The sequence below is a fragment of the Thioalkalivibrio sp. AKL17 genome (genome assembly GCF_000377885.1).
Lineage (GTDB): Bacteria > Pseudomonadota > Gammaproteobacteria > Ectothiorhodospirales > Ectothiorhodospiraceae > Thioalkalivibrio > Thioalkalivibrio halophilus.
On record NZ_KB898764.1, the window covers coordinates 171,295 to 190,760 of the forward strand.

The window sequence follows — 19,466 nt, forward strand, 5'->3', positions numbered from 1 at the left end:
ATCCTGCGGGAGGTCAAACCATGGACCGTTTTCTCTACATCGCGATGTCCGGGGCCCGGGAGACCGAGCACGCCCAGTCCGTCAACAACCACAACCTGGCGAATGCCAATACCGATGGCTTCCGTCAGGCGCTGGCAACGGCGGATACCGTCCCGGTTCGCGGACCGGTGTACGACACCCGCGACTACGTGCAGGTGGGGACCGAGGCGGCGGACTTCTCCAAGGGCACGCTGCGCAGTACCGGGCGCGACCTCGACGTGGCGATCAACGGCGATGGCTTCATCGCGGTGCAGGGTCCGGACGGTCAGGAGGGCTACACCCGCGCCGGCAATCTGCAGGTGGACGGCTTCGGTCTTTTGCGCACCGCCGACGGCATGCAGGTGATGGGGGACGGCGGCCCGATCGCGATCCCGCCATCGGAGAAGGTCGAGATCGGCACCGACGGGACCATCAGCGTGCGCCCGCAGGGGGCGCCGGCCGATGCGCTGGCGGCAGTCGAGCGCATCCGCCTGGTCAACCCGGACGTGGAGGACCTCGAGCGCGGGGATGACGGCCTCTTCCGCATGGCGGACGGCGGCGAGGCGCCGGCGGACGCCGACGTGACGCTGACCTCCGGCTCGCTGGAGAGCAGCAACGTGAACACCGTGGAGGCGCTGACCCGCATGATCGAGCTGTCCCGGACCTATGAGACGCAGGTCAAGATGATGGACACCGCCAACACGCTGGAACAGAGCAGCAACCGGCTGCTCGGCATGGGCTGATCCGGGGTATCCCGGAGACACCCCGACTGACAGGAGAAACGCCATGAACCAGGCACTGTGGATTGCCAAGACCGGTCTAGACGCGCAGGACACGCGCATGTCGACCGTGTCCAACAACCTGGCCAACTCGAACACGACCGGCTTCAAGAAGGACCGGGCGGTGTTCGAGGACCTGATTTACCAGACCGTGCGCCAGCCCGGCGCCCAGGCCACCCAGGATCAGCAGCTGCCCTCGGGCCTGCAGATCGGCACCGGCGTGCGCACGGTCAGCACCGAGAAGATGTTCGAACAGGGCAACCTGCAGCAGACCGAGAACTCTCTGGACGTCGCCATCGAGGGCGACGGCTTCTTCCAGGTGCTGATGCCCAACGGTGACGTCGGTTACACCCGCGACGGCAGCTTCCAGGTCAATTCCGACGGCCAGGTGGTGATGTCCAACGGCTATCCGCTGCAGCCGGGCCTGTTTGTCCCGGATGATGCCGAGTCGATCGACATCGGCAAGGATGGCACCGTGACCGCTCGCATTACGGGGCAGGCCGAACCGGTCGACCTGGGGCAGATCCAGCTGGCGGACTTCGTGAACCCCGCGGGCCTGGAGGCGGTGGGCGAGAACATCTTCAAGGAGACCGCGGCTTCCGGGGTGGCGCAGCAGGCCAACCCCGGGCTCAATGGCGTGGGCACGGTGATCCAGGGCTCGCTTGAGACCTCCAACGTGAATATCGCCGAGGAGCTGGTGAACATGATCGAGACCCAGCGGGCCTACGAGGTGAACTCCAAGGCCATCTCCAGTGCCGACCAGGCGCTGCAGTTCATCAACCAGACCATCGGGTGACGCCATGAACGCCATGATTCCCGTCGCCTTCCGCCGCATGGCGGTTCCGCTGGTCTTCCTGCTGCTGGGCGGCTGCGCCAGCATGCCGCACGACGAGCGCCCGGGCGATGCGCCCGAGTATCAGGCGGTGGAACCGCCCGAGCCGGTCCCGCAGGCCGAGAACAACGGCAGTATCTTCCAGGCGTCGCAGTCCCAGGGACTGTTCACCGACACCACTGCCAGCCGGGTGGGAGACGTGCTCACCGTGATCCTGGCCGAAAGTACGGATGCGCAGAAATCCTCCTCGACCAGCACCTCCAAGGACTCCGACCTCGACCTCGGCAATCTGGAGGCGTTCGGCGGCGAGGCCACACGCTCCGGGCGTCCCCTGTTCGGCGCCAGCAACAACAGCTCGCGGGAATTCGATGGCGGGGGCGACTCCAGCCAGAGCAATCAGCTCGAGGGCGAGATCACCGTCACCGTGGCCGAGGTGCTGTCCAACGGCAACCTGGTGGTGCAGGGCGAGAAATGGCTGGGCATCAACCAGGGCGAGGAATACGTGCGGCTGCGCGGCATCGTGCGGCCGCAGGACGTGAGCGCCGACAACACAGTGCTCTCCGGCCAGCTCGCGGACGCCCGCATCTCCTACGGCGGGACCGGCTTCATCGCCGACAGCAACACCCCCGGGTGGATCACCCGGTTCTTCAACAGCCCGATCTGGCCTTTCTAGCATAAGGACGAGGTGACGCATGCAGGCAGGAATCCGACAGGCGATGCGCAGGAGGCTTCGGCAAGTCGCGGTGGCGGCCCTCTCCGCCGGGCTGCTGGTCACCCTCGGGGGCCAGGGTGTCTCCGCGCAGACCGCGATTCAGCAGCAGGCCCAGCAACAGGCCGGGGCCCAGCAGGGTGGCTCCGGCATCGTGGAACGGGTCAAGGATCTGGCCAGTGTGTCCGGGGTGCGCGAGAACCAGCTGATCGGGTACGGCCTGGTGGTGGGACTGGACGGCACCGGTGACCAGACCACGCAGACGCCGTTTACCGTGCAGAGCCTCAACAATATGCTCACCCAGCTCGGTCTGAGCCCGGATGAGGATGCCAACCCCCAGCTGCAGAACACCGCGGCGGTGATGGTCACCGCCGACCTGCCGCCGTTCGCCCGGCCCGGGCAGGACATCGACGTCACCGTGTCGTCCATGGGCAACGCCGACTCCCTGCGCGGCGGTACCCTGCTGATGACCCCGCTGAAGGGGGCCGATGGCGAGACCTACGGCATCGCCCAGGGCAACCTGATCGTCGGCGGTTTTGATGCTGAGGGCGGCGACGGGTCCAGCATTACGGTCAACGTGCCCAGTGTCGGGCGAATCCCAAACGGGGCCACGGTGGAACGCGAGGTGCCCACTGCGTTCGCCGAGGGGGACACCGTGACCCTCAACCTCAATCGCCCGGACTTCACCACGGCCACGCGCCTGACCGAGGCGGTCAACGAGACCTTCGGCGCCGGCACCGCCCGGGCCGAGGACGGCTCGTCGGTCACGGTGCGTGCACCGACCGATCCCAGCCAGCGGGTCAGTTTCGTTGCCGAACTGGAAAACCTGCCGGTGGAACGCGGTGAGGCCCCCGCACGGGTGATCGTCAATTCGCGTACCGGCACCGTTGTGATCGGGTCCAGCGTGCAGGTGTCGCCGGCCGCGGTGTCGCACGGTAGTCTGACCGTGACGATTACCGAGTCACCGGAGGTGGTGCAGCCGCTGCCGCTGGCCCCGGGCGAGACCGCGATCCAGCCGGAGACCGACATCGCGATTGAGGAGGAGAACAACCCGATGTTCCTGTTCGACGCGGGAACCTCGCTGGACGAGATCGTGCGTGCGGTGAACAACGTGGGCGCGGCACCCAGCGACCTGGTGGCCATTCTGCAGGCCCTGCGCGAGGCGGGCTCGCTGCGGGCGGAGCTGGTGGTGATCTGATGATCGGACCGAGCGATCAGGGCCGGATGCAGGCCAGTCAGGCGATGGCCTCCGATCCCTCGGGCCTGCACGATCTCACGCGGGCCGCGCAGGGTGGCAGTCGCGAGGGCATGGAGTCGGTCGCGCGCGAGTTCGAGGCCATGCTGGTCGGCCAGATGCTCAAGCAGATGCGCGAGGCCTCGCTGGGCGACGGGATGTTCGAGAACGAACAGACCGAGATGTACCAGGAGATGTTCGATCAGGAGGTCGCGCGTTCGGCCAGCGAAGGCGAGGGTCTGGGGCTGCGCGAGGTGATCATGCGCGAGCTCGAACAGAACGCGCCCACCGATCCCGAGGTGCTGCACGACCCCGAGCGCCTGGACAACCTGGAGGCACCGCGGCGCAACGATTCGCTGCCGCCGCGCCGCGGCATTGATGACGATGCCGGCACGCAGGTCGATCCCGCCGAGGCCCCCGCCGGAACACGGACCGAGACGCCGGCCGAGGCGCCGGCCGCGGTCCCGCAGGCTTCCGAGGCCGGCCGTCCGGAGCCCGTGGCACGGCCGATTGCCGCCGGCGACTGGCCACCGCGCAGCCCGGAGGAATTCGTGGACCGTCTGGGGCCGCTGGCGGAGGAGGCCGCGGAGGAGCTGGGCGTCGATCCATCGGTACTGCTGGCGCAGAGTGCGCTGGAGACCGGTTGGGGCCAGCACATGCCGAGTCGGGGGGACGGTGACCCCAGCTTCAACCTGTTCGGCATCAAGGCCGACCGCTCCTGGGACGGGGATGCGGTGTCGGTGGGAACGCTGGAATTCCGCGACGGCGTGGCCCAGCGCGAGCAGGCCCGCTTCCGTGCCTACGACGGTCCGGAACGGTCGTTCGCCGATTACGTTGATTTCATCCGCAGTAACCCGCGTTACGAAAAGGCGCTGCAGGCCGGCGACGACGCCACCTACGTGCGCGAACTGCAGGCGGCGGGGTATGCGACCGACCCGGAATACGCGGACAAGATCCTGGACCTGCGCGAGCGGGTCGCGCAGGTGCGCGAACCCGTCCATGCTCAAGTTTCGGCGGGACCCGCCGATAACCCGGCCGAGGGGTAGAACATGCGTAACGGTGACAGACTGATCAATGAACCCCGCGGGTCACGGAGGATGGCGTCATGAGCTCCCTCAATATCGGGACGTCGGGCCTGCTGGCCTATCAACGGGCCATCGGCACCACCAGCAACAACATCGCCAATGCCTCCACCGAGGGGTATTCGCGCCAGGATACCTCGCTGGCCAACCGCCCGCCGCAGTTCCTGGGGGGTAACTTCCAGGGCCAGGGGGTGCAGGTCGACAACGTCCGGCGCATCTCCGACGAGTTCGTGAACCGCCAGCTCACCGACGCGACCACCACCGCCACCGGCGCCGAGACCCGGGTGCAGATCGCCAATCGCATCGATGACCTGCTCGCGGACGAGTCCTCGGGCCTGCAGCCGGTGCTGGACAGCTATTTTGACGCGGCGCAGGACGTCAGCAGCGATCCGACCTCCAGTTCCGCGCGCGAGGTGTTCCGCACCGAGGCCGAATCGCTGGTGGAACGCCTGGGCTCCATTGACAGCCGTCTGCAGGAGCAGCGCGACATCGTCAATGGCCAGATCGAGACCGGGGTGCAGGAGGTCAACGATCTCGCCGAGTCACTGGCCGACGTGAACCGCGCGATCGTCTCCGGTTCCACCCAGGCCTCCCCCAACGACCTGCTCGACCAGCGTGACCGCCTGGTCAACGAACTGGCCGAAAAGGTGGACGTGCGTACCGTGGAGCAGGATGACGGCGCGCTGAACGTGTTCGTCGGCAATGGCCAGTCGCTGGTGCTCGGCGGGGATGCGCGCGAGCTGCGCGCCGAGGCCCTGTCGGGAGACCCCGACCAGCTGGATATCGGCGTGCCCAGCGGTGACGGCACCGCCAGTATCTCGCGGTTCATCCAGGGCGGCGAGCTGGGGGCCCTGCTGGAGACGCGCGGCGGCCTGATCGACGAGGCGCAGAACACCCTCGGCCAGATCGCGCATTCCCTGGGTGAAAGCTTCAACCATCAGAACCAGCTGGGTCTGGACCTCAACGGTGAGCAGGGCGGGCCGATCTTCTCGCTGGGTGAGCCACAGGTGTGGGGTGCGGGGGATCCGAAGCCCGGTGCCAATCCCGAGGTGAGCATCGAGGACGCCTCGGCCCTGACCACCGACGACTATCGCCTGCTGCGTGATGACGAAGGGGAATACGAAGTTCGGCGCGCCTCGGACAACCGGGTTCTGGACGACTTCGAGATCGAGGATGAGGTCCTGCGGATCGATGGGCTGGCGGTGGATCTGTCGGAGCTGGAAGATCAAGACATCACCGGGGAATGGCTGATCCAGCCCACGCGTACCGGCGTCGGGCAGATGGATGTGCTGATGGAGGATGGCGACGAACTGGCGGCTGCGGCGGCCCTGCGGGCCGAGGAGGGCGCGGAAAACGTCGGCTCGGCGCAGGTGAGCGAGATCGCCGCGACGGACCCGGACCCCGATGGTGAGGCGTTTGACGGCAGTATCGACGGGCTGGAGATCACCTTCGACGGGGACGAGTTCGTGCGCTCGGACGGCGAGGAGCTGGAGACCGAGGAGGTGGACGACGGGGTCTATCGCCTCACCGGTGACGGCTGGGAAATGGAGATCCGCGGCACCCCCGAGGAAGACGACAGCTTCCAGGTCTTCACCAACGAGAATCGTGAAGGCGACAACCGCAACATGAAGGCGATGAACGAGCTCGCCGAGGCGGATCAGGTTGAAGGACGCCGCAATTTCGGCGACGCCTACAACAGCCTGATCGCCAGCGTTGGCACGCAGACCCGCCAGGCGCAGGTGGCCGAGGAATCGGCCAGCGCCCAGCTGGACCAGGCGCGTGAGCAGCGCGAGTCGGTATCCGGCGTGAACCTGGACGAAGAGGCGGCGGACCTGCTGCGCTATCAGCAGGCCTACCAGGCCTCGGCGCAGGTGATCCAGATCGGCAACAGCCTGTTCGACAGTCTGCTGGGCGCGGTGCGCGGCTGATGGGCCCGCATCCGAACGACGGTGTACAGAAGTTGACGGGATGCCGCGGCATCCGGGGATGAAACGATGCGCATATCGACCACCCAGATCTTCCAGACCGGGATCGACCAGATCCAGCGCAACCAGTCCGAGATGAACCGGACGTCGCTGCAGCTGGGCTCCGGTGAGCGGATCCTCAGGCCCTCCGATGACCCCAGCGGCGCGACCCAGACCAACCAGTTCGAACGCATCATCAGCGCCACCGAGCAGTACCAGCGCAACATCGACAACGCGCAGCCGCGCCTGAAACAGCAGGAGTCGCTGCTGCAGTCGGGCACCGATGCCCTGCAGCGGGCGCGCGAACTGGTGGTGGCCGGCAACAATGACAGCCAGACCGACGAGACCCGGCGCTACCAGGCGAACGAGCTGCGCCAGCTGCGCGACGAGCTGTTCGAGATCGCCAATACCCGCGATCCCAACGGCGAGTACATCTTTGCCGGGACCAATTCGCTGGAGCAGCCGTTCAAGCAGGACGGCGAGGGCACGGTCCGCTACGAGGGTGCTCAGGGCACCGGCAGCGTGCGTGAGGTCGAGATCTCGCCGACCCGCTCGGTGCCGGTCGGCGACACCGGTGCGGACGTGTTCATGAACGTCGCGGAGAATGACGGCCGCGCCACCGCCGAGGTGGCCAACCGCGAGAATGACAGCTCGCTGGTGATCGACAAGGCCGAGGTGTACGACGTTCGCGAGCTGGACCGCGAGGAGTACACCATCGAGTTCGCGGAGAATGCCGATGGCGAGATGGCCTACAGCGTGCGGGATGCGGATGGAAACACCGTCGACGGACCCGACGGAGAGCCACTGGACGGGCAGCCGTTTGTGTCCGGGGAATCCATCGATTTTGCCGGGCGGTCGGTGACCCTCAGCGGGGATCCTCAGGCCGGTGACGAGGTGCTCTCGCGTCCGGCGGGCAACAAGGACATCTTCTCCACCCTGGATGACATCATCGGCGCACTGGAGGACGGCACCGGTACGCGGGAGAACCGGGCCAGCCTGGCGACCGCCACCAACACCGCCCTGGCTGACCTGGATGCCTCGCTGGAAAACTTCAACGAGACCCGGGCCGACGTGGGCTCACGGCTGAAGACCATGGACGACCAGACCGAGCTCAACGAGGACCGCCTGCTGGATCTGGAAACCGCGGCCTCCGATATCCGCGACCTCGACTATGCCGAGGCCATCAGTCGCTTCAACCAGCAGCAGGTCGCGCTGCAGGCGGCGCAGCAGACCTACAGCGAGACCAGCCGGCTGTCGCTGTTCGATTTCATTTGACGCGCCGCGACCCGGCGGCGACGATGCCGGCGGACCTACACCGAGACCCCTGACATGGCCCAACGCGATTCCACCGGCAAGGGTGTGGCCGGTTCTACCGGGCGCCCGCCGCGCTACCTGCTGATCCTGCTCGGCCTGGCGATCATCTGGGCCGGATTCTGGGGCTGGGTGCAGCTGCAGTCGGGCGAGCCGAAGTCCGTGGAACTGGATGTCGAGGAGCAGCAGGCACTGGACGACAAGCTGCAGGCCCTGGAGCGCACGCGGGAACCGGCCGTGCCGCGTCCGGACGCCGAACGCGGCGGGGCGATCGTGGAACTGGACGACCCGGACGCCGAGCCGCTGATCCCCGAACTCTACGAGGAAGACGACGCCGCGCGCCGGATCGCGTTTTCCGAACGCGAACTCAACGCGCTGATCGCGCGCGATCCGGATCTGGCCAATCGCGTGTCGGTGCGCCTGACCCCGGGGCAGGTCAGCACCCGGGTACGGGTGGATGTCCCCGCCGAGGTCCCGCTGCTGGGCGGACGCACCCTGAACGTCAATTCCGGGGTGCACTTCGAGACCACCGAGGACGAGGGCGTGCGCGCGCGCCTGGTCGGGGTCAGTGTGGCCGGAATCCCGCTCCCGGATGCCTGGCTGGGCGGGCTGAAGGACGAAGACCTGCTGGCCCTGGAACCCTTCCGGGGCCTGCAGGCGGGGATCGAGTCGGTGGAAGTGGACGAGGGGGCGATGACCCTGCAGCTCGCCCCCTGACCCTTCCGGCCCGGACGGATCAGGCCCTGAAGGGTCAGGTGATGACGTCGGGGCTCCGGCGGCCGGTCAGCCCGGGGATATCGCCCAGTTCGCCGGCGGCGTCGATCAGCGGCCGCAGCACTTCCTGAGGATCCAGGTCGAGCCGCTCCGGGGCGGTTTCGTGCTGTTCGATGTACAGGCGCAGCGTTGCTCCCTCGGTGCCGGTGCCCGACAGCCGGAAGACGATGCGCGCACCGCTCTCGAACATCACCCGCAGGCCCTGACCTTCGGCCACTGATCCGTCCACCGGGTCGGTGTAGGCGAAATCGTCGGCGGCCCGGACCGTCTGTCCGGCGAGCGACTGTCCCGGCAGGGTGGCCAGCCGGTCGCGCACGCGATCCATCACCGCCTCGGCGTGTTCGCTGCGGATCCCCTCGTAATCGTGCCGGGTGTAGTAGTGCCGGCCGAAACGCTCCCAGTGCTCGCGCACGATGGTCTCCACCGACTGCCGGCGCACGGCGAGCAGGTTGAGCCAGAACAGGACCGCCCACAGGCCGTCCTTCTCGCGCACGTGGTCGGAACTGGTGCCGAAGCTCTCCTCGCCGCACAGGCGGATGCGCCCGTCATCCAGCAGGTTGCCGAAGAACTTCCAGCCGGTGGGCGTCTCGTAGCAGGGGATGCCCAGGGCCTCGGCCACGGTGTCCACCGCCTGGCTGGTGGGCATGCTGCGCGCCACCCCGCGCAGGCCATCGGCAAAGGCAGGGATGTGGTGGGCGTTGGCCGCCATGATGGCGAGACTGTCCGACGGGGTGACAAAGAAATGCCGCCCGAGGATCAGGTTGCGGTCCCCGTCGCCGTCGGAGGCGGCACCGAAGTCCGGGGCGTCGCGGCCGAACATCGCCTCGCGAAGCTGGCGCGCGTGGGCCAGGTTGGGGTCGGGGTGTCCGCCGCCGAAATCGCCCAGTGGTTCTGCCCGCAGGATGCTTTCCGGGGCCGCCCCCAGGCGGTCCACGAGCAGGGTTTCCGCATACGGGCCTGTCACCGCGTGCATGGCATCGAAGCGGAGTCGGAAGTCGCCGGCCAGCAGCTCGCGAATGGCGTGGAAATCGAACAGCTCGTCCATCAGATCCGCGTAGGCGGCGACCGGATCGACCACCTCCACGTCCATGCCGTTCAGGGTGGTCGCCTGCAGATGATCCAGATCCACGTGCACCGCTTCCTTGAGGATGCGGTAATGGGTGATGGCCTGGCTGCGGGCGTGGATGGCGTCGGTGACCGCGGGCGGAGCCGGTCCGCCCGCTGCGGTGTTGAACTTGATGCCGAAGTCGCCTTCCGGTCCCCCGGGGTTATGCGAGGCGGACAGGATCAGGGCCCCGGTGGCACCGCGGCTGCGGATGAGGTGGCTGGCGGCCGGCGTGGACAGCAGCCCGCCGCGCCCGACCACCACCCGGCCGACGCCGTTGGCGGCGGCCATGCGCAGGATGGTCTGGATCGCCTCGCGGTTGTGGAAACGGCCGTCCCCGCCCAGCACCAGTTCGGCCCCTTCCAGCGCGGGCTGGCTGTCGAATACGGCCTGGACGAAGTTCTCCAGGTAATGCGGCTGGCGGAAGCGGCTGACGCGCTTGCGCAGACCCGACGTGCCTGGCTTCTGGTCTTCGAACGGATGGGTGGTGACGACGCTGATGTCCATGTGCTGCGTGACTCCCCTGACTTTATCCCGACGGTAGCAGAAACGTACGGGGGTGTCCGCTCTGAGCGCCGGGATGCCGGACGGTGGCGGCGCAGGGCTGTTAGACTCCGCCGCCATGTTGCTGGACAGCCGTACCCCCGCGTACCTCCAGCCGCGGCCCGTCACCTTCGCCGCGTTGATGGAGCTCTACGAGGACAACTATCTGCAGTTGCGCCGCCTGTGTCCCGATCCCGCCGCCGTGGGCGGACGGGCCGTATCGCGCGTGGACGGGGCCCTCGATCTTCATCTGGAGGTGCTGGAGCGCACCCGTTACACCACCACGCTGCGCCTGACCTACCGCTTCGGCGAAGGCGACCGGGTGCGCGAGCAGCCGGACGTGCGGGTGCGCATGTTCCACGACGCCCGCCAGGCCGAGGTGCTGGGGCGCTACTGCCGCAGTACCGGGGAAGACCGCATGATCGATACCCTCGCGGGTCAGCCGGGCCTGGGCTGTCGCTGGCGGCACAACCGCTTCCTGTACAAGTGGCTGCGCTACTGCCTGCGCCAGGGGCATCGTTTTGTCGCCGACGGCTCGGCGGCCCCGGCCGCGCCGGTCAGTGGCGAGACCCCGGAGGTCTGAGCGCCGCCCGGATCATCCCGGGGAATAGTCCAGCGGGAGCGCGGTGCGGTCCAGCACCCGGCGCAGCACGAAGCTGGAGTGCACGCTGTCCACCCCCTCCAGCCTTGTGATGCGCCGCAGCAGGAATTCCTGATAGGCATCCATGTCCGGAACCACCACCTGCAGCATGTAGTCGGCTGCCTGGCCGGTGATCAGGTAGCAGCGCTGGACCTCGGGGTAGGTGGCCACCGTTTCCTCGAAGTGGGCGAAACGTTCCGGGGTGTGCCGATCCATGCCGATATGGATCAGCGCGGTCAGCTCCAGGCCCAGACGCCTCCGGTCCAGCAGGGCCACGCGCTGCAGGATGATCCCGGCACTTTCCAGGGCCCGTACCCGACGCAGGCAGGGTGACGGACTGAGGCCCACGCGCTCGGCCAGCGCCTGGTTGGAGATGCCGGCGTCCTCCTGCAGGATCTCGAGGATGTGGCGGTCGTAGCGATCGAGGCGGTGCAGTTCGTTTTCCATGAGCCGAATCTTGCGCGCACGGGCCATCCGGCGCAATCTCGTGGCGAAAAGAAAGCGGCATGGGGGTAATTCGCAATTCCCTGCGGCGAACTCTGCGTTATTCTGTTGTCCCAAGAAGAAAGCCGTAAGTATCCGGATTCAGGAGACCGATCGTCATGAGTTTCGATCACACCAAGTACGCCCCCTTCCCGCCGATCGACAAGGCGGACCGGCGCTGGCCGGCGCAGCGCACGACCGCGGCCCCGCGTTTCTGCGCGGTGGACCTGCGGGATGGCAACCAGGCGCTGGTGCACCCGATGAGCGTGGAGCAGAAGATGCGCTTCTTCGAGGTGCTCGTGGACATCGGGCTCAAGGAGATCGAGATCGGCTTCCCGGCCGCTTCGCAGATCGACTTCGACTTCACCCGCCGGCTGGTGGACGAGCAGCGCATCCCCGAGGGCGTGTACGTACAGGTGCTGACCCAGGCGCGCGAGGATCTGATCGCGCGGACCTTCGAGGCCCTGGAGGGCGCGCCGCGCGCGGTGGTGCACGTGTACAACTCCACCAACCCGGCGCAGCGCGAGCAGGTGTTCCGCATGGACCGCGACGGCATCCGTGGCATCGCCGAGAACGGCGCGCGCTGGGTGCGCGACTACGCCGCGAAGTACCCGCAGACCGACTGGATCTTCCAGTACTCGCCGGAGAGCTTCTCCACCACCGAGCTGGACTACGCAGTCGAGGTGGTCGACGCGGTGACCGCGATCTGGCGCCCGGATCGGGGCCAGAAGGTGGTCATCAACCTGCCGGCTACGGTGGAGTCGGCCACGCCCAACGTGTTCGCCGACCAGGTGGAGTGGTTCTGCGATCACGTGCAGCGGCGCGAGCACATCTGCGTGTCGCTGCATACGCACAATGACCGCGGCACCGGCGTGGCCGCGGCCGAACTGGGCCTGCTGGCCGGGGCCGACCGCCTGGAGGGCACGCTGTTCGGCAACGGCGAGCGCACCGGCAACATGGACCTGGTCACCGTTGGCATGAACCTGTATTCGCAGGGCATCGACCCGACCATCGACCTGTCCGACATGGAGCGGTTGATGGAGGTGTACAAGGAATGCACCGACATGCCGATCCATCCGCGCCATCCGTGGGCCGGCGAGCTGGTCTACACGGCCTTCTCCGGCAGCCACCAGGATGCGATCCGCAAGGGTCTGGCGCATTACCGCGAGCATGGCGGCCACTGGAACGTGCCCTACCTGCCGATCGACCCGGGCGACCTGGGACGGCGCTACGAAGAGGTGGTGCGCATCAACTCGCAGTCCGGCAAGGGCGGGGTGACCCACGTGCTGGAGCGCGACTACGGCATCGAGCTGCCGCGCTGGCTGGCGGTGGAGTTTGCCCGCATCGTGCAGCAGGACGCCGAGGCCTCCGGCGAGGAAGTGACCTCGCAGCGCATCCACGAGCTGTTCGAGAAGCACTACCTGGCGCCGGTGCCGGGCTGGGATCTGGTGCGCTACGAAATGGAGAAGGAAGGGCCGGTGGTGCGCCTGGATGCCACCGTGGGCCCGCCCGGACAGGAGACCCGCCTGAACGGGGCCGGCCACGGCGCGGTGGAGGCGCTGGCCGAGGCGCTGCACGCCAGCCGCGGCGTGGAGGTGCGCGTCAGCCACTTCGACGAGCACGCGGTGGAGGCCGGGACCGAGGCGCGCGCGATGGCCGCGGTGGATGTCTCGGTGGACGGCGAGCGCTCGGTGGGCGTGGCCCTGGGCGAGGACACCACGGCCGCGACCCTGCAGGCGGTCCTGAACGCCGCCGGCCGGCGCCTGGGCAACGAGGCCCCGCGCATCCCGGACGCGGTGATGGCCGCGGCCAGCGCCTGACCCCCCGGCGCAGACGGCCCGAGCGATCGTGTGCCGCGGTCGCAGGGACTCCATGGCAAACCCCGTGTCGCACGAGCGGCACGGGGTTTTTTGGTTGTCCGGCTCCGGTATTCCGGTGAGTGGTCTAGCCTTCGATGAAGCGGCCGGGGGCCGCGCAACGGCGGGAGGTGGAACATGAAACGGTGGATTCTGTTTTTGCTGCTGCTGGGCTGGACTCCGGGCCTGCTGGCTTCGGCGCCGGATGCGGCGCAGGAACCGGAACTCGATCGTGAAACGCTTCAGAAGATGGTGCGGCACAGCGCCGAGGTGTTCCGGATCGAGGACGGGGTGAGCGTCGAGGAGGCGGTGGAGTCGATGCAGCTGCGGGCCAATCTGCGCAACTTTCAGGAAGTGGCGAACCTGCCGCTTTCCGAGCAGGTGACGGCCATGGGCGGCGAGGGCAACTACATGCGCATACTGGCGTTCTGTGATGCCCTGATCGCGAATCAAATGGTGCAGCACGACATCATCTTTGCCAGTTTCCTGCCGTGTCGCATCGCGGTGGTGGAGGACGACGAGGGCCAGGGCTGGATCGTGACCACCAACATGGACATGATGATGCATGCCACGGATCTGCCCGAGGATCTGGAAGAAGTTGCCCGCGAGGTGAGAGACACGATCTACAGCATCGTCGAAGCCGGCCGCACCGGCGATTTCTGAGCATGAGTCGACGGCCACGGCGGGGTGCGCGTTGCCCCGCCGTGGCGTAATGCGGCGTTCATGCTTTTTCTCTACACTCCCCGCCGCGATGAGCAAGGCGGCCCCCAGGGAAACACTGATCCATGTACACGCTCGCGTTGGCACCCCGGGTTTTCCGAGACAAGGCGCGGTGCGCAGCCGGTAGTGGTTCTACCGGCAAGGGCCGCAACGCAGGATCGGGGAACCCGGGGTGCCAACCCCGAAGGGGCTCGGCCGCTTTTGTGCGCGCACGGCGTTGCGGCTCCCTTGTGCAGAATGACTGCACGGCGGTCACCGCGCCTTGTCCGCACGCAAAAGCGACTCGAGCGCGAGCGTGTACATGAATCAGTGTTTCCCTGGTCCCGATCCTGACGCTTCGCCGGTCCTCGGTGTGGGCGCCTACGCGCGCATCATCGCGAACTACTGGGCGTTCACCATCACCGACGGCGCGATCCGCATGCTGGTCGTGCTGTTCTTCCACCAGCTGGGCTACAGCCCGCTGGAGATCGTCTTCCTGTTCCTGTTCTACGAGCTGTTCGGGGTGGTCACCAACCTGACCGGTGGCTGGCTGGCCGCGCGGCTGGGGGTGAACACGACGATGATCGGCGGGACGCTGCTGCAGGTGGCGGCCCTGCTGATGCTCACGGTGCCCGAGGCCTGGCTGGGGGTGGCGTACGTGATGTTCGCGCAGGCCCTGTCGGGGATCGCCAAGGACCTGAACAAGATGAGCGCGAAATCCGGCGTGAAGCTGGTCGCCGGCGACGGCGAAGGGCGTCTGTTTCGCTGGGTCGCGGTGCTCACCGGCTCCAAGAACGCGCTGAAGGGGGTCGGTTTCTTCGTCGGTGGCGCGCTGCTGTACTCGGTCGGATTCCAGCTGGCGCTGGTGATTCTCGCCGGGATGCTGGGTGTGGTGATGCTGTTCTCGGTGGTCGGGCTGCCGCGTGGCCTGGGCAAGGTCGGCGGCAAGCCGAAGTTCACCCGGATGTTCTCGAACTCCACCGCGATCAACGTGCTGTCGGCCGCGCGCTTTTTCCTGTTTGGCGCGCGCGATGTCTGGTTCGTGGTCGCGCTGCCGGTGTTCCTGAGCGCGACCCTGGACTGGAACCACATGCAGGTGGGGGCGTTTCTGGCGCTGTGGGTGATCGGCTACGGCATCGTGCAGGCGTCGGTGCCGCGCCTGCTGGGCCGGGGCGGGGTGCATCCGACCGGGCTGACCGCGCGCCTGTGGGCGTTCGTTCTCATGCTGCTGCCGCTGGCCATCGTGATCGGCCTGGAGGCCGGCCTGGACCCGGCGTGGGTGCTGATGGTCGGGCTGGGCCTGTTCGGCGTCGTGTTCGCCATCAACTCCGCTGTGCACTCCTTCCTGATCCTCGACTACGCCGAGGCCGACCGCGTTGCGATGAAGGTCGGCTTTTACTACATGGCCAATGCCGGGGGGCGTCTGGTCGGGACCGTCGCCTCCGGTGCCATCTTCATGCTCTGGGGGCTGGAGGGGGCGCTTGTGGCCTCCACGCTGTTTGTCTTTGCCGCCTGGATGATCTCCTCGGCGCTGCCGCGCGAGGCCATGCACGCCTGAACGATCCGGCGTGCCGGTCACGGTATGCCTCTGGTACGCTCACACCTGTCGTGGGATCCTGCGCTGTCAATATCCATTCGAAGGGGAAGCGGGTGGTCGATCATCGAGGCTACATGACGCACGGCCACCTTCCGGTTCCGCTGCCGCGACCGTCACCCTGGACTGCGGCGTTCGCCGACGATGCGCTGGAGGCGCGGTTCCGCAGCGAGCGATCCCGCGGGATGCGAGTGACGTTTCTGGTGGTGCTCGCACTGATCCTGGCGATGCTGGCGGCGCTGGTGCCGCTGGATCTGGCGCAGCTGGAAGGCGGGTGGCTGGAAGTGGCGTTCGTGTTGCGGGGGGTATTCGCGGCGATGCTGCTCGGGGCGGCTCTGAGCGTATGGCGCTGGCCGGAGGGTCTGCTGACCATCGCGCCGCTGACGGGGCTCGGGGTAGCGTTGCTGACGCTGGCCCTGACTTTCGTCCACGGACTGGAGCACTCCAGTCCGGTCCTGGATACCAGCCAGTTCGCCTTTGTCGGGATGGTGTTCGTGCTGCTGTTGCCTAACACCGGGCGCTGGCGCTGGGGCCTGACCGGAGTTCTGCTGCTGGCGACGTGGGCGGTTGCGCTGGGCAAGACCGACGATGTGCAGGGGAGCGAGGCCCATCTGGCGGGACTGTTCGTCTCCTTCGTGCTGCTGGTCCTTCTGGCCATCGCCCATCGCGAGGACGTGCTGCGGCACTGGCAGTTTGCGGCGCTTGACCGGCTGGTGCGCATGTCCACCACGGATCCGCTGACCGGAGTGGCCAACCGGCGCGGATTCTTCGATGCCGCCGAGGCGGCCCGCCATCGCGCGCGTCTGGAGGAGGAGCCGATGACGGTCGTGCTGCTGGATCTGGACCACTTCAAGGGCGTGAACGATCGTCACGGTCATGCAGTGGGCGACGAGGTCCTGCGCAGCGTGGCGCGCGTGCTCAGAGATACCCTGAAGCCCGGGGAGACCCTGGCGCGGCTCGGCGGTGAGGAGTTCGGCGTGCTGTTGCCGGGGATGTCCCTGGAGCAGGCGGAAAAGCGCGCTCAGGGCCTGCGCTCGGAGGTTCAGGCCCTTTGCGTACAGAGCGGGAGCGCGGTGGTGCGCATGACCGCGAGCGTGGGGGTCGCCGCCTGGATGCCGGAGGAGTCGATCGATGCGGCCCTCGGCCGGGCGGATCTGGGCATGTACGAAGCCAAGTCCGCCGGACGCAACTGCGTGCGCGCGGCTGCCGGAGACGCCGCCAGACCCGTGGTCAACTGAGCCGTGTCAGGCGGGCGGGCCGGAACCCTCCAGTTTCTCGATCACCGCCTGCAGGGCCCGCGAATGGTAGCGCGCGGCATGACGCACCCAACCCAGTGAACGCAGGACGGGCGGCCCGGGCCAGTCGAGCACCGCGAGCTCCTCGGTGGCCATGTCGCGCGGGAGAAAGCCGATGCCGAGGCCGGCGACGATCATCATGCGGATGACCTCCAGATAGGGACTCTCCTGGGCGGCGGCCGGGCGCAGCTCCGCCGTGGCCAGGGCCTGTTCAATCCGCCGACGGGTGGTGGAATCCACCGGGGGAAGGATGGCCGGCCAGTCCCGCAGGCGCGCGAGGGTGTCGCCGGGCGTACGGATGGCCTGCGCGCGGGCGATCATGGGCACCAGTTCGTCGGTCCACACGGTCCGGGCCTCGATTCCGTCGGGCAGCGACTCGGGCAGCGTGGCGAGGGCCAGGTCGGCGTCGCCGTGCAGCACGGCCTGGATACCCGCTTCGGAGTCCATGAATGCCAGCTCGAGTTCGAGGTCCGGGTAGCGCCCGCCCAGCGCGGCCAGCGGGTCGGGCAGGCGGTGCAGCGCGATGTGATGGGAAGTGGCCAGGCGGATGCGACCGCGTACCACGGTGTCCAGATCGGCGATCTGCTGTTCGATCGCCCGCAGCCGGGCGAGGATCTCGCGCGCCTCGGGCAGCAGGCGTTCGGCCACCTCGGTCGGGCGCACGCGCCGTCCCTGGCGCTCGAACAGCGGGCGTTCCAGGGTGGCCTCCAGGGCCTGAATGCGCTTGCTGATCGCTGGTTGCGTCAGGTGCAGACGTTCGGCTGCGGCGGAGAACGCACCCGTGTCGACCACCGCGACGAAGGCCTGCAGGGATTCGACACTCAGTTGTTCCGGGCGCATGCCTGTCTCTCCGGGGGTTGCGTGCGATAATGGCCGATTCGATGGCGGAATCCGGCTCGTCTGCCGCCGATGGATAACCGCATGGAATGATACGGATAAGAAATCGGATTTGAAAGAATATCGCGGCAGCCGCAGAGTGACGATGTGATCGGTAGGCCCGCCCGTAGGAGGCCAGCCCTCTGGCCGATTTGCCCCAACGTCGAATCGGCCAGAGGGCTGGCCTCCCACAGGGGGCTTTTACGGCCGTTCAGCGAAGATATGGCTCGGAATATCGCGGCGTGGCCGCGGGAGTGAGGAATGGCAGGCAAGACCCTGTACGACAAGTTGTGGGAGGCGCATGTGGTACGCGAGGAGCCGGATGGCTCCACGCTGCTCTACATTGATCGCCATCTGGTGCACGAGGTGACCAGTCCGCAGGCCTTCGAGGGTCTGCGCCTGGCCGGGCGCAAGCCGTGGCGCGGCGATTCCGTGCTGGCGGTGCCGGACCACAACGTGCCCACCACCAACCGCGATGCCGGGATCGAGGATCCGGTCTCGCGCACCCAGGTGGAGACGCTGGAGAGCAACGTGTCCGGCTTCGGGCTGAAGTTCTTTCCGATGGCCGACGTGCGCCAGGGCATCGTGCACGTGATCGGCCCGGAACAGGGCGCGACCCTGCCGGGGATGACCGTGGTCTGCGGCGACTCGCATACCTCCACGCATGGCGCGCTGGGCGCGCTGGCCTTCGGTATCGGCACCTCCGAGGTGGAGCATGTGCTGGCCACGCAATGCCTGTGGCAGAAAAAGACGAAGGCGATGCAGATCCGCGTGGAGGGCGAGCTGCGCCCGGGCGTGACCGCCAAGGATATCGTGCTGGCGATCATTGGCCGTATCGGCACCGCGGGCGGCACCGGCTATGCGATCGAGTTTGCCGGGTCGGCGATCCGCAGCCTGTCGCTCGAGGGGCGCATGAGTATCTGCAACATGTCCATCGAGGCCGGGGCCCGCGCGGGCATGGTGGCGGTGGACGAGAAGACCATCGAATACGTGCGTGGCAAGCCGCAGGCGCCCACCGGCGAGATGTTCGAACGCGCGGCCGAGTACTGGCGTACGCTGGTTTCCGACCCGGATGCCGAGTTCGACGCGGTGGTGGAGCTGGATGCCGCCGGGATCGCCCCGCAGGTCAGCTGGGGCACCTCGCCGGAGATGGTCGCGCCGATCGACGGCCGCGTGCCGGACCCCGCAGCCGAGTCCGACCCGGTACGTGCCGAGGGCATGCAGCGCGCGCTGGAATACATGGATCTGCAGCCGAATACGCCGATGACCGAGATCCGCCCGGACAAGGTGTTCATCGGCTCCTGCACCAATTCGCGCATCGAGGACCTGCGTGCTGCCGCCGAGGTGGTGAAGGGCCGCAAGAAGGCCGATAACATCAAGCTGGCGATGGTGGTGCCGGGCTCCGGGCTGGTGAAACAGCAGGCGGAGCAGGAGGGGCTGGACCGCATCTTCCTGGATGCCGGCTTCGAGTGGCGCGAGCCGGGCTGCTCCATGTGCCTGGCGATGAACGCCGACCGCCTGGAGCCGGGCGAGCGCTGCGCCTCGACCTCGAACCGCAACTTCGAGGGCCGCCAGGGGCAGGGCGGACGTACGCATCTGGTCAGCCCCGCGCTGGCGGCCGCGGCGGCCGTCGCCGGGCATTTCATCGAACCGTCCGAGCTGGAGGGCTGAG

The 19,466-nt window shown here is 67.7% G+C and carries 17 protein-coding genes; 14 read left to right on the forward strand and 3 right to left on the reverse strand.

Translation table 11 applies throughout. From position 1 onward, the window contains the following. Positions 1-20: 20 nt before the first annotated feature. From flgF to D577_RS0100885, 8 genes are all read left to right on the forward strand, one after another. Positions 21-761, forward strand: a complete 741-nt coding sequence (gene flgF / locus D577_RS0100850; protein WP_018871219.1) for a flagellar basal-body rod protein FlgF — start codon at positions 21-23, stop codon at positions 759-761. Between the two features lie 43 nt (positions 762-804). Further along, on the forward strand, positions 805-1,593 hold the full coding sequence (flgG, locus tag D577_RS0100855; RefSeq protein WP_018945711.1) for a flagellar basal-body rod protein FlgG: 789 nt from the start codon (positions 805-807) through the stop codon (positions 1,591-1,593). Positions 1,594-1,630: 37 nt separating this feature from the next. After that, complete coding sequence (flgH, locus tag D577_RS0100860; protein WP_371180219.1) at positions 1,631-2,302, forward strand: flagellar basal body L-ring protein FlgH; 672 nt, start codon at positions 1,631-1,633, stop codon at positions 2,300-2,302. Positions 2,303-2,321: 19 nt separating this feature from the next. Beyond that, positions 2,322-3,536 carry a flagellar basal body P-ring protein FlgI gene (locus D577_RS0100865; RefSeq protein ID WP_026288828.1) on the forward strand — a complete coding sequence of 405 codons (1,215 nt, stop codon included), beginning with the start codon at positions 2,322-2,324 and terminating at the stop codon, positions 3,534-3,536. Then, on the forward strand, positions 3,536-4,618 hold the full coding sequence (gene flgJ / locus D577_RS0100870) for a flagellar assembly peptidoglycan hydrolase FlgJ (RefSeq protein ID WP_018945714.1): 1,083 nt from the start codon (positions 3,536-3,538) through the stop codon (positions 4,616-4,618). The genes D577_RS0100865 and flgJ overlap by 1 nt, the downstream gene beginning before the upstream one ends. A gap of 59 nt (positions 4,619-4,677) precedes the next feature. After that, positions 4,678-6,582, forward strand: coding sequence for a flagellar hook-associated protein FlgK (gene flgK / locus D577_RS0100875; protein WP_018945715.1), 1,905 nt, complete (start codon positions 4,678-4,680; stop codon positions 6,580-6,582). A gap of 66 nt (positions 6,583-6,648) precedes the next feature. Beyond that, complete coding sequence (gene flgL / locus D577_RS0100880) at positions 6,649-7,893, forward strand: flagellar hook-associated protein FlgL (protein ID WP_018945716.1); 1,245 nt, start codon at positions 6,649-6,651, stop codon at positions 7,891-7,893. Between the two features lie 54 nt (positions 7,894-7,947). Continuing rightward, positions 7,948-8,646, forward strand: coding sequence for a hypothetical protein (locus D577_RS0100885; protein WP_018871212.1), 699 nt, complete (start codon positions 7,948-7,950; stop codon positions 8,644-8,646). A gap of 34 nt (positions 8,647-8,680) precedes the next feature. Here D577_RS0100885 and D577_RS0100890 read toward each other — a convergent pair whose 3' ends face one another. Then, complete coding sequence (locus D577_RS0100890; protein ID WP_018945717.1) at positions 8,681-10,315, reverse strand: alpha-D-glucose phosphate-specific phosphoglucomutase; 1,635 nt, start codon at positions 10,313-10,315, stop codon at positions 8,681-8,683. Positions 10,316-10,430: 115 nt separating this feature from the next. On the opposite strand from D577_RS0100890, the gene D577_RS0100895 reads away from it, so the two are divergent. After that, on the forward strand, positions 10,431-10,934 hold the full coding sequence (locus D577_RS0100895; protein WP_018871210.1) for a DUF1249 domain-containing protein: 504 nt from the start codon (positions 10,431-10,433) through the stop codon (positions 10,932-10,934). 12 nt (positions 10,935-10,946) lie between these two features. On the opposite strand, the gene D577_RS0100900 is transcribed toward D577_RS0100895, so the two are convergent. Continuing rightward, on the reverse strand, positions 10,947-11,438 hold the full coding sequence (locus D577_RS0100900) for an Lrp/AsnC family transcriptional regulator (protein WP_026288829.1): 492 nt from the start codon (positions 11,436-11,438) through the stop codon (positions 10,947-10,949). Positions 11,439-11,593: 155 nt separating this feature from the next. On the opposite strand from D577_RS0100900, the gene D577_RS0100905 reads away from it, so the two are divergent. The 4 genes from D577_RS0100905 to D577_RS0100920 all read left to right on the forward strand — a co-directional run bounded on the left by D577_RS0100905 (position 11,594) and on the right by D577_RS0100920 (position 16,861). Then, the gene (locus tag D577_RS0100905; protein WP_018945720.1) at positions 11,594-13,294 is read left to right on the forward strand and encodes a 2-isopropylmalate synthase; all 1,701 of its coding nucleotides are present in this window, start codon (positions 11,594-11,596) and stop codon (positions 13,292-13,294) included. A gap of 174 nt (positions 13,295-13,468) precedes the next feature. Further along, the gene (locus D577_RS0100910; protein ID WP_018945721.1) at positions 13,469-13,993 is read left to right on the forward strand and encodes a DUF302 domain-containing protein; all 525 of its coding nucleotides are present in this window, start codon (positions 13,469-13,471) and stop codon (positions 13,991-13,993) included. Between the two features lie 358 nt (positions 13,994-14,351). Beyond that, positions 14,352-15,587 carry an organoarsenical effux MFS transporter ArsJ gene (arsJ, locus tag D577_RS0100915; RefSeq protein ID WP_026288830.1) on the forward strand — a complete coding sequence of 412 codons (1,236 nt, stop codon included), beginning with the start codon at positions 14,352-14,354 and terminating at the stop codon, positions 15,585-15,587. A gap of 113 nt (positions 15,588-15,700) precedes the next feature. Further along, positions 15,701-16,861: a diguanylate cyclase gene (locus D577_RS0100920; RefSeq protein WP_018945723.1), complete on the forward strand. Its 1,161-nt coding sequence runs from the start codon at positions 15,701-15,703 to the stop codon at positions 16,859-16,861. Between the two features lie 6 nt (positions 16,862-16,867). Here D577_RS0100920 and D577_RS0100925 read toward each other — a convergent pair whose 3' ends face one another. Next, on the reverse strand, positions 16,868-17,758 hold the full coding sequence (locus tag D577_RS0100925; RefSeq protein WP_018945724.1) for a LysR family transcriptional regulator: 891 nt from the start codon (positions 17,756-17,758) through the stop codon (positions 16,868-16,870). Positions 17,759-18,055: 297 nt separating this feature from the next. On the opposite strand from D577_RS0100925, the gene leuC reads away from it, so the two are divergent. After that, entirely contained in the window at positions 18,056-19,465 is a 1,410-nt protein-coding gene (leuC, locus tag D577_RS0100930; protein WP_018945725.1) for a 3-isopropylmalate dehydratase large subunit, read from the forward strand. Position 19,466 lies beyond the last annotated feature (1 nt).